The sequence below is a fragment of the Comamonas suwonensis genome, from assembly GCF_012844455.2.
Classification (GTDB): Bacteria; Pseudomonadota; Gammaproteobacteria; order Burkholderiales; family Burkholderiaceae_C; genus Comamonas; species Comamonas suwonensis.
In genome coordinates this window covers 26,150-37,347 of record NZ_JABBCQ020000025.1, presented here as the reverse complement: position 1 = coordinate 37,347, position 11,198 = coordinate 26,150, and the positions used below count along the sequence as shown (strand labels likewise).

The window sequence follows — 11,198 nt, the reverse complement described above, 5'->3', positions numbered from 1 at the left end:
TACCGTCACGCTCACATCGGTGGCTACACCACTAATCCGATTCTCAGACACCGGCACTAAAGAGGGATTTGGATACGCCAGCGCCAGCGGTGAAGTGAGTTCGAGAATGCTGTTCAAGCGCACAAAGGTGCTGCCGCCTTCACTACCTCCGCTCAGAGTAGCCGCAGTAGGATCCAAATCGGCAAACGGATCCTGACCCGCATTGATGGCAGCAAGGACTTGATTGATATCCATGGCTGCCGGTTGTGCGATGGCAGCCTCCTGAGGCTGGGGTGGATTGAGCAAATCCCCTGTTAATGCGACATCCTGATTTTCACCAATGATGAGGGGAGGCTGGCCGTCTGCCTGCAGCTCTACCGAAGATCCCATAGCTGTAATGATTTGCGCATCTGCTGGGATACGCATACCTTCGTGAATCACGGTCAGATTGCCATCTGTACCCCGGATCCATGCCTCGCCAGTGAGCTTGGTAACGAGAACGGTTTGAGCTGCCATGATGATCTGCCTCTTCAATGAATTAGGTCGTAGAGGTGTGCTTCGACACCTCTCCAATATTTCTGATGAAATAGTAAGAATTTGCTCACAAAGCCGCTATTGGCGTCAAAGCCAATACAGCCCGGTTTCTCACTTTTCTGCTTCAATCAAGTCCCTCAAAAGCCAAAGGCCCGCACATGCGGGCCTTTGGCTTTACAGTAGCAGAAACTACTGTATTGATAGCTTCGAGCGCTTATAAATAAAGCGTCTCAGGCACTTTTGATATGAAGTTCAATATCAAGCCAGCTGTTTACGACCAATGCCGTGAACCTTGAGCGTCAGCATCAATCGATCCTGCACTTGCAGCTTTTCAAACACAGCCGACAGATGGGCGCGCACCGTGCGCTCACTGATGGACATGCGCTCGGCAATTTCTGCATTGCTGTCCCCCAGCGACGCGTATCGCGCCACTTCCTGCTCGCGGGCTGAGAGGGGCTCGGCCCAGTCCACTTCAGCCTCAGGCAAGCGGACATCGACATCGCGCAGCAAGCGCTGCAGCAGTGAGCGACCCAGCCAGATATTGCCGCCAGCCATGCTTTGCAGCATGCGAGACAGAACCTCTGCACTCGATTGCGCATGGGCGTAACCACAAGCACCACGAGAAAGCAGTTGTCGCCCTTGCTCATCGCCGGGCCGGTTGCTGAGCACCAGCACCTGCAGGCCTTGCAGCAATTCCGCCCAGCGGTCATCACCGTGTGCGGGAAGCTGGGGCAAGGCAGCATCCAACACCACCAGATTGCGACCTTGCTGTTTCCAGCGTTGCAGATCCGCCAGACTTTGGCCGCGCGCAGGCATCCACTGGGGGCCTGAAATTTGCTGCCAGCTCTGCCACAGCGTGGCATCCTGGGTCAGCATCAATACAGGCAATGCATTCATACCGCTCCCTTGTAGTTGTTGACGATCCATGGCTTAGCGCTCAATCAATGCGTTGGACTTGGCGCGCAAAATGGGCTTGAGCAAGTACTGCATCAACGTACGCTTGCCTGTGAGAATGTGCACCTCGGCCTGCATGCCCGGGATGATGGGGCGAGAGTTATCGCCCACATGCGCCTTCTCGGTGCGCACCTTGACGACATAGAAGGAATTACCTTTTTCATCCGTCACGGTGTTGGCACCAATCTGCTCCAGCTTGCCTTGCAGACCGCCGTAAATTGCAAAGTCGTATGCAGTGAACTTGACTTCAGCTTCTTGGCCAAAGTGCAGAAAGCCAATGTCGCGTGGGTTGACCTGCACCTCCATCAGCAAGGTGTCATCCAGCGGAACGATGTCCAGGATGTCTTTGCCAGGCTGCACCACGCCACCTACGGTATTGGCCATCAAGGTATTGACGGTGCCGCGCACGGGAGAACGCACTTCAGCCAGTTTCACGCGATCCTCCAGCGCGACCTTGCCCTGCTCCAGAGTACCCAGCTTTGCCTGTGCTTCAGACAGCTCGGCGCGGGACTGATTGCGCATATTCAGCTCGGACTCCTGAATTTTGCGTTCCGCTTCTTGAATCGCTGCCTGAATGCGGCCCACCTGTGCGCCAGCGGCGCGGGCTTCTCCGCAAAAACGTGCCACATCGCGTTGCAGTCTGAGCAAATCGACCTCAGACACCGCACCACTCTTGAGCAAGGGGCGGGTGACAGACAGCTCTTCAGAAGTCAGGCTACAGCTTGACGATGCCTGATCACGGTTGGCCTGCGTTTCACGCAGCTCTTGCTGGCGTTGGCGCAGCTGGTCGCGTGCAATATTGACGTTGGTATTGAGCTCCTGCGAGCGACTCTCCCACATGCGCCGCTCCATCTCCACAAGTTGGGGGGCAGCTGCCTGCACATCCTCAGGCACCTTGAAAGCCTCGCCCGATGCCAAAGCTTGCAGGCGTGCTGCCTTGGCTTTCAGCGCCAGCAGCTCGGCCTTGTTTTCGCCCAGTGACGAGCCGTAGCGCGTCGGGTCGATACGCAAAATGACCTGCCCTTTTTCAACATGCTCACCGGGATGCACCAGAATTTCCTTGACGATGCCACCATCCAGACTCTGCACCACCTGCACCTGACGCGAGGGGACGACTTTGCCCTGCCCACGTACCACTTCATCGATATAACCAAAGCTGGCCCAGATCAACAGCACCAGCACCGTTGCCAGCGACACCCAGATCAGCAGACGCGAGCCGCGCGCCTGCTGCTGACCGGCCGCCCACTGGGCATCGGCCTTCATGTCATCAGGCTGGTGCGCACTCACCGCTTCATTGCCATCAAGCAACCAGCTCCGCCCTCTATCCATGAGCGCTTTCAGGCGCGAAGACTTTTGATCTGAGGAGTGGGCCGATGGATCCTGTTTCATTGCTTCGGACTCACTCATGCTCGCGCTCCTGCGCCGCCGATGCGGCCTTGCTTAAGCGCCTCGATCACATGATCCTTGGCACCATCGGCGACGATTTTCCCGTTATCAATCACGATGAGTCGATCCACCAGCGTCAGCAATGCCGTTCTATGCGTGACCAGCACCACCGTCTTGCCGGCCGATGCCTCTTGCAAACGGCGCTTGAGCTGGGCTTCGCTCTGGTTATCCAGGTTGCTGCTGGGCTCATCAAGCAGCAGCATGGCCGGGTCATTGATCAAGGCACGAGCCATGGCAATGGACTGGCGCTGACCACCAGACAGCGACTCACCGCGCTCGCCCACCAACATGTCATAGCCCTTGGGGTTATTGGCCACAAATTCATCCACCCCGGCAACGCGGGCGGCGCGCAACATATCCGACTCACCAGCGAACGGAGCCCCCACCAACAGGTTTTGCTTCAGGCTGCCGTAGAACAACATGGGGTCTTGCGGTACATGACCAATGGCACGACGCAGATCCACCGGGTCAATCTGGCGTGCATCTATGCCATCAATCAGCACAGCACCTTCCGTGGGCTGATACAGGCCCAGCACCAGCTTTTCCAGCGTTGTCTTGCCCGAGCCAATGCGGCCAATAATGCCAACGCGCTCGCCGGGCTGCACTGCAAAGCTCACGCCAGAGAGGCTGCTCTGCTCACTGCCAGGGTAGCTGAAGCTGACATTGCGAAACTCGATGGCGCCACGCAGATCGGGCCGCGAGACAAACTCGCGGTCGGCCTCGTGCTCCACCGGCATCTTCATGTAGTTGTCGATGGAGCTGAGCGAGGTGCGGGCATTGTGGTATTGCATCATCAGCCCCGCCACCTGGCCAAACGGCGCAAGACAGCGCCCCGCAATCATGGATGCCGCAATGATGCCACCCATGGATATCGCTGCATCCTGCACCTGATAGACGCCAATGACGACCACCGCTACCGTCACCAGTTGCTGCAGGGTCTGCACGAAGTTCACCGTGCCCGAGGAGATGAACTTGATCTTGCCACCCATGTAGGCGATGTACTGCGTGGAGCTTTCCCACAAGCGCTGTACACCACTTTGGGCGTTGAGCGTTTTTACCGCTTCAAGATTGGTAAGCGACTCGACCAGCAAAGCATTGCGCTGCGATGAGGCCTGAAAGGTCTTGAGCGTCAGCGCCTCCATACGTGCCTGCGCCCAGAAGGACACCAGCAAGATAGCTGCAATGGCGACCACCGGGGGAATCAGCATCCACGGCGACACCCAGGCGATTGCTACTAAAAACAGGAGCACGAAGGGTAAGTCCACCAAGGTCGTGAGGCTTGCAGAGGCAATAAAGTCTCGCACCGATTCAAACGAGCGCAGATTGGCCGCAAACGAGCCCACGGATGCGGGTCGGCGCTCCATGCGCAAATCCAGCACGCGCTCCATGATCTGTGCCGACAGCTTCACATCGACCCGCTTGCTGGCGGCATCCACCACATAGGCGCGCGCCGTCGTCAGCACAAAGTTGAAGATCAGCACCAGTGAAATGCCAATGGCCAGCACCCACAATGTCTCTACTGCGTTGTTGGGCACTACGCGGTCATACACATTCATGCTGAACAAGGGCATGGCCAGCGCAAAGATATTGATGAGCACGGCTGCCAGCAGCGCATCGCGATACAGACGGCGATTTTCCAGCACAGCAGCCCAGAACCAATGGCTGCTGCGCGGCTCCACGCCTTTTTGCACAGAGCGCTGCTCAAACCGGAACTGCGGGCGCACAAAGCACATCAGCCCCGCATAGTCTTGCCGCAAAGCTTGCGCTTCGACCTCCACCGGGCTATCAGATTCGGGGTATTGCAGCAAAAAGCGCTCGTTATCCAGACTCTTGAGCAAGAGACAGGCACGATTGCCATTGAGCAACAAAATGGCCGGCAGCAGCCCTTCGGGCACATCTGCCAAGCCACGCTCAACAATCCGTGTGGTGAATTGCGCCCGCGCCGCAGCACGGGCCAACAGCGATGGCGTCAAACGCTGGTTCACCAGCGGCAAACCATTACTCAACGCCTGTGCGGTATAGGGCTTGCCATGCAACTGCGTCAGTTGCACCAAACAATCCAGCAAAGGGTCGGCATGGGTTTCATGCGCAGGAATGCGCCAGCCTGCCGCCTGAGAAAAAGCAGCCCCTGAGGAGTCAGGCGAATCCTCCTGTCGCTCCGTATCAGGAGCCTTCTGAGCTGTTTCTTCCGAGACATGTCCCGGCGCCAGCGAGGGTACGAAGTCTGATTTGGACATATTCAACTTAACCTATAAAAGCTCTTCACCGTCATCAATCAAGTCCAGCGAATTGCGCAAACGCTGGCGCACCCGCTTTCGCTGGCTCAATTTCTCCAGCGCCTGCGGGGGAAGATCCGTCAAGCGCAGGGTTCCATTGCTCAGCAAAGCGTCGATCAAGTCCTCCAGCACACGGATGAAATCCGCATCCAGAGCAGACAGCTCTTGCCGGGAAGACTGCCCTGAGGGCGGTAAATCGCTTTTGTCCATCTTGTCTATCAACCTCTACTAGGGGGTGCACAAGGCACCCCATTTTTGACTAGCGGCCAGAGGTTCCAGCAGCATTATTGGCAGTCACAGGCACCAGATTGGACGTATCAGGCACCGACGACTCGCAGCTGCGCAGCAGGTCGTCGGGCAGAGTCAACGCCTGCTGCTCTTCAGGACGGCTGTCGCTGTGCGGCTGCGCAAGACCCAGCACCGGCAAAATCTGGCTGGACAGGGTCAGCCACTGATACTCCGCCTTCTTCAGATCGTACTGCGCGTTGACCATGGCGCGTTGCGCGTCAAACAACTCGTTTTCGGTATTAAGCACATCCAGCAGAGAACGCTGCCCGATCTTGAACTGCTGCTGATACGCCACCCGCACCTTGGAGGTGGAGAGCACATGCTCCTGCAAGAAAGGCAACTGCTGACGCAAGCGAGCCATGTTGTTCCAGCTGATGGACAGCTCCTGCTGCAGATTGCGGCAGGTGTAGTCACGCACATCCTGCGCGGCATAGCCCTGAGCAATGGTCTGGCGCAAGCGCGCCTCATCCGCGCCACCGCGATAGAGGTTATAGGTGAGCATCAGCTGCACGCGCGAGCTCTGCACATCCCAATAAGCGGGCGAATTTTGGTCACGATCGCGGCCTGTCGATGCCAACAGTTCCAGCTTTGGGCTATGCGCGCCCTTGGCAGATTTCTGCCCCGCTTCTGCAGCCTGCACCAGCGCCTGCTTGGACAGCAGCAAAGGACTTGAACGCAGCGAGTCACCAAAATCCTTGGTCGCACCAGAAACAGGCAGCTTGCCAGTCACATCAGGTACAGCATCCAGCGTTGCGGCTGGGTACTCACCCACCACACGGCGATAGCGCTGCATGACATCGTTGAGGTTGTTGCTCTCCGTCATCAGATTGCTCTGAGCCAAAGATAAACGGCCACTGGCCTGCTCCATATCCACGCCGCGGCCCACGCCAGACTGCTGGCGCTCACGCAGCTGACTCAGTGTCGTCTGGTGCGTGCCAAAGTTCTCACGTGCCAGCTTTTCCATCTCGCGGTAACGCTGCACATCCAGATAGGCCGCTACGGCATCGTTGGCCAGGTTCTCTGTCGTTGCGCGCAGGTCGTAGAACTTCGCCAGCTTCTCAAAACCCAATTGGCGAATGTTGCTGCTGGTAGTGAAGCCATCAAAAATCAGCTGACGCAACTGCAGATTCCAGCCAGGGCGATTCCAGTCCTGCGAGGGCGAATCCTTGATATGACTGCGCCACTCCTTGCCAATCCACCCCTGGGCTGTCACCTGCGGACGCCAGCCACCCCGCGCTACGTTTTGCCCCTCCATCGAGGAGTTGAAGTCCTGAAACCGTGCCTGTATCTCTGGGTGGGTCATCAGCACTTTTTCTACCACATGCTGCACTCCAGCCCCCTGTTCATTCGCCTGCTGGGCATTCATACCCGTTTGAGCTTGAGCCATCCCTCCCGCAGCCCAAGACCCAAGCCCCAAAGTTGCCAGGACTTGTACGATTTGGCGAATTTTCATTTTTTACATCCCAATAATTGACTTCCAGCAGACAACGCCAAGCACCTCCTGCCACATACATGGCAAGCTCTGCGCCTGATAAGCACAAAGTCGCTCCAACTGGAAACTGTTTTTGATAGCGGACTCAGACTCCAAAGCCATGAGTATGGCAATACTTTGAGGTCCAAAAGTCAAAACAGGAATCGCATGATTCCGTAAGTCACAGCCACACTGACCTCAACCACTCCAAGCAGGCTGCTATGGAATAGCTGCAGCACAAGAGCGGAGGGTACAGCAGTCAGCGCCAGAAATGGACACAAACGACAAGGCAGCCTAGGCTGTCCTCGCTTGCGACAATCAAGCAGGCCGTGAAGCAACAGGGCTAGATACAGCTCATTTGGAGATTTTCCTTTCCAAAGGCAAGGCGGAGCCTCCGGTTTCCGGCCGGTGTTCTTTACGCTTAACCTTGCATATGAAGACCCATGTTGGCTACCGGATTGCATTGCACGGCTAAACAACAATAGATTTCAGTTGCAATTTATCACAATCATTTCAAAGAACTGTTTCAAAAAATGTCAACCATTTTCACGGGGCATTAGCAGGAAACGTTACTTGCTGTGACGCACATCGAAATGCGATCAGCTCGCACAAGGCATTTTTCCATTTTTGTTGAACAAGGCAGCCACTGCTTTTTGCCGGCCACTGCGCTGTTTCAGTGCGATGGCCCACTGAACGATGGAATCCAGGTTGTGTTTGCCAGTCAACACAACCGCCGTTGCACCATGTATCAGCAGGGTGCAACGGTCGCTATTGGACTGCTCTGGACAGTTAGACATCCCTGTCCTGTCTTTTAAGGATAGGAAGCAGTCCATGAACGCACAGGGGTTTGTGCCGGAATTCAAAGAAGAAACCGCCAGCAACCGAGCGCGGTTATTCGATGGCTGAGGTCGCAGATCCCTCTATGGGTCTCAACGCACAGCCTCTACAAATGGATCAAACCTGTGTCGCCTATCACTCCGCCACAGTCATCTGGGCGATATCAGTCCCGAGGCGTTTGAACGCACCCGGGCGTGAGGCCGCGAGTTGTCTACTGCAGCAGGGCAGTTCATCTGGCGGAAGTTCTGACGCACCACACCTGAAATGGAGGGTGGATTCAATTGGTCAATGCAACGCAATGACCTCAAAAGCAGCTTCTGACCAAACGCAGACGGTCACAACTGGTGGAGCGACCAGGCTTAGTCCGCACAGACCAAACGATGCACACGAACTTTGAGGCGAGTGACAACGCTGTTGTCCTTAACGGATGGGGCATACCTAAGACAGTTATCGACAACCGTAAGTGGCAAGTACTCCGAAAAAATTTGCGACTTCATTCCCAAGGTTCTTTGACTACTCGGCGAAATCAGGTCAATTCTTAAGCGTTTTCTGTTTGCAATATACGAGAGAGGCGCTGTAAGGTAGCATGACCCAAGGGTCCAGTTTTACGAATTTATTCTGACCATACAACATCATGAAGCGTCAACTTCTTGCCCTGAGCTTTGCGCTGTGCACCGCCATCGCGGCCGCGCAGGACATCAAGGTGGTCTACCACGTCAACACTGATGTGGAGACAGCCGCAGCCATCCTCAACAACATCAGCAATGAGCTTAATGCCTCGCCCTCCGACAAAATCGTGGTGGTCACGCATGGGCCGGGCGTAGACTTTTTGCTCAACAATGCCAAGGACAGCAAGGGCCGTGAATTCAGCGGTCAGGTCAGCGCTCTGGCCGGACGCGGCGTGGAATTCAAGGTTTGCAACAACACGCTGCAAACGCGCAAAATCGACGAATCCAGGCTGTTGATGGAAACCTCCATCGTTCCCTCAGGCGTTGCCGAAGTCGCGCGCCTGCAGGCCAAGGAAGGCTTTGTCTACCTCAAGCCCTAAGTGGCACGCCCATGAAAAAAGGCGCTTTTGAGCGCCTTGCTTTTTGTTTCAGCCGTCAACTCTGCTCAATCGCGATCTGCACACAGATGGTGCGGCACATGTGCACGACCTTCTCGTTGGCAATAAAGTAATAGATGCTGACCCCTTCACGCCTGCGGCCCAGAATACCGGACTGGTACAACGTGTTCAGATGCTGGGACATGTTTGGCTGGGTGGTGTCGATAGCGGCCAGTAGTTCAGACACATTTTTCTCGCCATTGCACAGCGCGCTAATGATCTTCAGCCGCATGGGTGCAGCCATGGCTTTGAACAATTCAGCGGCGCTCTCGAAAACGCGGTCATCCTCAATCTCTGACGATTCCATGGAACACTCCTGAGCACGCTAGGCGCATGCAACCTCCAAACCGGGGCTGTGTGCGCTCATGCCATGACTCCAGTTTATCGGATGGCCGTGTTTCATTGCATTCTTGGGCACTTCTTGTGCCATAGAACCACGGGCGGTGCATCCTATAAAGAGAGCAAGCAGCGCAGGTTAAAGCTCCACTCCGAAGGGTTTTCTTTCTCAAACCCATTTAAATCAAGCGCAAGCAGCTATCAAAAAATTTAAACCGCTTTCCAGTCCAGCGCCCACACACCGCTTTGCACATTCTGCAGCCATAGGCAGCAACTCAGGGTTTTGGCGTCTGTCACCTGCCCAGTGCGTACGCCATCGATCAGCTCGGCAGGCGTCATGCTGCAAACGTCAAGAAACTCGTCGGCATCCAGCTGGCGCTCACCCGCCTTCAGGCCGCGGGCAAAAAAGACGTGGATGACTTCCGTGGAGTAGCCAATCGCCAGATGCATGGGGCCGGCATATGCCCATTCACTGGCGGTGTAGCCGGTTTCTTCCAGCAGCTCACGCTTAGCGCAGAACAGGGGCTGCTCGCCCGCGTCTAGCTTGCCTGCGGGGAACTCCGTCATCACCAGGCCCACAGGGTAGCGAAATTGCCGCTCCAGCAACACGCGGCCGTCATCGAGCAGGCCAATCACTACCACGGCACCGGGGTGCACCACATACTCGCGCGTGGCCTCGCCGCCATGGGGCAGTCGCACGGTATCGCGCTTTACCTGCAGAAAGCTGCCTTGATGCACAAGCTCGCTCTTGATGGGATGCTCGATCAGATGCTCTTCTTTAAGGTGCGCTTCTTCGTCTTGCTGTGTCATTTCATGCCGGCGCTGTGGTGACAGCGTAAAAATAATCTCGGCCCTAATCTTCGCAGAAGCCACTTCACTTTTTGCCAACCACACCATGACACTGATCACCGATCACGCCTCCGTCGAAATACAGCGCCAGCACTTTGGCCGCGTGACCGTGTTTCGCGGCGCAAAGGGCGGCAAGTACCCCGATGGCAATCAAATCATGATTGCTGGCAGCGAGACGCTGGCTGCACTGGATACACCGCTTGTGGCCAACCATATCGGCGCGGAATTTGATGCCGCCGAGCTGGTAGTAATGGGCCATGTACACGAGGACCATATGGCTGGCCTGCACCGCATCCCTCAAGCCAAAGTCTTTGTGCCCCAAGCCGACTTGCGCGCAGCGCAAAGTTGGGAAGGACTGCTGGCCACCTTTGGCTGGGCCGACGGCGCACTGGCCGAGACCCTGCGCACCAAGCTGGAGATCGAGTTCTTCTACGCCCCCAGACCCGATGCCAAGGGCTATGAAGATGGCGAAGTCTGGGAACTGGGCGGGGCGAACATTCGCGCCATTCACATGCCCGGCCATACGGCAGGGCACACCGCGCTGCTGATAGAGCCTGAAGGCGTGGCCTTTATTGGTGATATCGATCTGACGGGCTTTGGGCCCTATTACGGCGACGCCTGCTCCAACCTGGTGGATTTTCGCCGCAGTCTGGCGCGCCTGCCTGAGATTGAAGCCAGGGTTTGGGTCACATCACACCACAAAGGCATCTACACCGATCGCCCTGCGTTTTTGCGTGACCTGCAGCGCTTTGCCGCCGCCATCGATACGCGTGAGCAGCGCATTCTGGACTGGCTGGCGCAGCAGCCATTGACGCTTTCGCAAATGGTGGAAAAGCGCCTGCTTTACCCGCTGGGGTTTGATGCGCCCTGGGTTCTGGGAGCCGAAGCCCGCAGCATCTCTCAACATCTGGATGAGCTGCTGGCGGCAAATCAAATCCTGAGAGAAAACAACGCGACAGGTGAAGTTGTCTACTTTCGGGCATAAAAAAGCCGACTTCCAAAGAAGTCGGCAAACAGCTCATTGAGTTGGGCAGCCGCTTTATCACGCCTCCACCAGGTCGGTGCGTGATGCGCGCTTCAATAAAGCACTGCGGCTGCTATCAGCCAATAGGCCCAATCACTT

10 protein-coding genes are annotated in these 11,198 nt (G+C 56.3%); 2 read left to right on the top strand and 8 right to left on the bottom strand.

Annotated features, from left to right (window positions below; genetic code table 11):
* From HF327_RS20290 to HF327_RS20265, 6 genes are all read right to left on the bottom strand, one after another.
* On the bottom strand, nucleotides 1–495 hold a 495-nt coding region (locus HF327_RS20290), incomplete at its 3' end, for a retention module-containing protein (protein WP_198462176.1).
* Nucleotides 496–771: 276 nt separating this feature from the next.
* The gene (locus HF327_RS20285) at nucleotides 772–1,410 is read right to left on the bottom strand and encodes a response regulator transcription factor (protein WP_198462180.1); all 639 of its coding nucleotides are present in this window, start codon (nucleotides 1,408–1,410) and stop codon (nucleotides 772–774) included.
* A gap of 33 nt (nucleotides 1,411–1,443) precedes the next feature.
* Nucleotides 1,444–2,856: an HlyD family type I secretion periplasmic adaptor subunit gene (locus tag HF327_RS20280; protein ID WP_407927057.1), complete on the bottom strand. Its 1,413-nt coding sequence runs from the start codon at nucleotides 2,854–2,856 to the stop codon at nucleotides 1,444–1,446.
* 14 nt (nucleotides 2,857–2,870) lie between these two features.
* The gene (locus HF327_RS20275) at nucleotides 2,871–5,150 is read right to left on the bottom strand and encodes a type I secretion system permease/ATPase (RefSeq protein ID WP_236024316.1); all 2,280 of its coding nucleotides are present in this window, start codon (nucleotides 5,148–5,150) and stop codon (nucleotides 2,871–2,873) included.
* A gap of 12 nt (nucleotides 5,151–5,162) precedes the next feature.
* On the bottom strand, nucleotides 5,163–5,399 hold the full coding sequence (locus tag HF327_RS20270) for a hypothetical protein (RefSeq protein ID WP_198462174.1): 237 nt from the start codon (nucleotides 5,397–5,399) through the stop codon (nucleotides 5,163–5,165).
* A gap of 49 nt (nucleotides 5,400–5,448) precedes the next feature.
* Nucleotides 5,449–6,930, bottom strand: coding sequence for a TolC family outer membrane protein (locus tag HF327_RS20265; protein WP_198462173.1), 1,482 nt, complete (start codon nucleotides 6,928–6,930; stop codon nucleotides 5,449–5,451).
* Nucleotides 6,931–8,419: 1,489 nt separating this feature from the next.
* Between HF327_RS20265 and HF327_RS20260 the strand changes: the two genes are divergently transcribed.
* The gene (locus HF327_RS20260) at nucleotides 8,420–8,833 is read left to right on the top strand and encodes a DsrE family protein (protein ID WP_198462172.1); all 414 of its coding nucleotides are present in this window, start codon (nucleotides 8,420–8,422) and stop codon (nucleotides 8,831–8,833) included.
* A gap of 55 nt (nucleotides 8,834–8,888) precedes the next feature.
* Here the strand turns inward: HF327_RS20260 and HF327_RS20255 are convergent, their stop codons facing one another.
* On the bottom strand, nucleotides 8,889–9,197 hold the full coding sequence (locus HF327_RS20255; RefSeq protein ID WP_198462171.1) for an ArsR/SmtB family transcription factor: 309 nt from the start codon (nucleotides 9,195–9,197) through the stop codon (nucleotides 8,889–8,891).
* 239 nt (nucleotides 9,198–9,436) lie between these two features.
* On the bottom strand, nucleotides 9,437–10,036 hold the full coding sequence (locus HF327_RS20250) for an NUDIX domain-containing protein (RefSeq protein ID WP_198462170.1): 600 nt from the start codon (nucleotides 10,034–10,036) through the stop codon (nucleotides 9,437–9,439).
* Nucleotides 10,037–10,121: 85 nt separating this feature from the next.
* Between HF327_RS20250 and HF327_RS20245 the strand changes: the two genes are divergently transcribed.
* Nucleotides 10,122–11,060, top strand: a complete 939-nt coding sequence (locus HF327_RS20245; protein WP_198462169.1) for an MBL fold metallo-hydrolase — start codon at nucleotides 10,122–10,124, stop codon at nucleotides 11,058–11,060.
* Nucleotides 11,061–11,198 lie beyond the last annotated feature (138 nt).

Coding starts and splice junctions, on each gene's coding strand:
- HF327_RS20285 (WP_198462180.1), bottom strand. CDS start 1,410: ATGAATGCATTGCCTGTATTGATGCTGACCCAGGATGCCACGCTGTGG.
- HF327_RS20280 (WP_407927057.1), bottom strand. CDS start 2,856: ATGAAACAGGATCCATCGGCCCACTCCTCAGATCAAAAGTCTTCGCGC.
- HF327_RS20275 (WP_236024316.1), bottom strand. CDS start 5,150: ATGTCCAAATCAGACTTCGTACCCTCGCTGGCGCCGGGACATGTCTCG.
- HF327_RS20270 (WP_198462174.1), bottom strand. CDS start 5,399: ATGGACAAAAGCGATTTACCGCCCTCAGGGCAGTCTTCCCGGCAAGAG.
- HF327_RS20265 (WP_198462173.1), bottom strand. CDS start 6,930: ATGAAAATTCGCCAAATCGTACAAGTCCTGGCAACTTTGGGGCTTGGG.
- HF327_RS20260 (WP_198462172.1), top strand. CDS start 8,420: ATGAAGCGTCAACTTCTTGCCCTGAGCTTTGCGCTGTGCACCGCCATC.
- HF327_RS20255 (WP_198462171.1), bottom strand. CDS start 9,197: ATGGAATCGTCAGAGATTGAGGATGACCGCGTTTTCGAGAGCGCCGCT.
- HF327_RS20250 (WP_198462170.1), bottom strand. CDS start 10,036: ATGACACAGCAAGACGAAGAAGCGCACCTTAAAGAAGAGCATCTGATC.
- HF327_RS20245 (WP_198462169.1), top strand. CDS start 10,122: ATGACACTGATCACCGATCACGCCTCCGTCGAAATACAGCGCCAGCAC.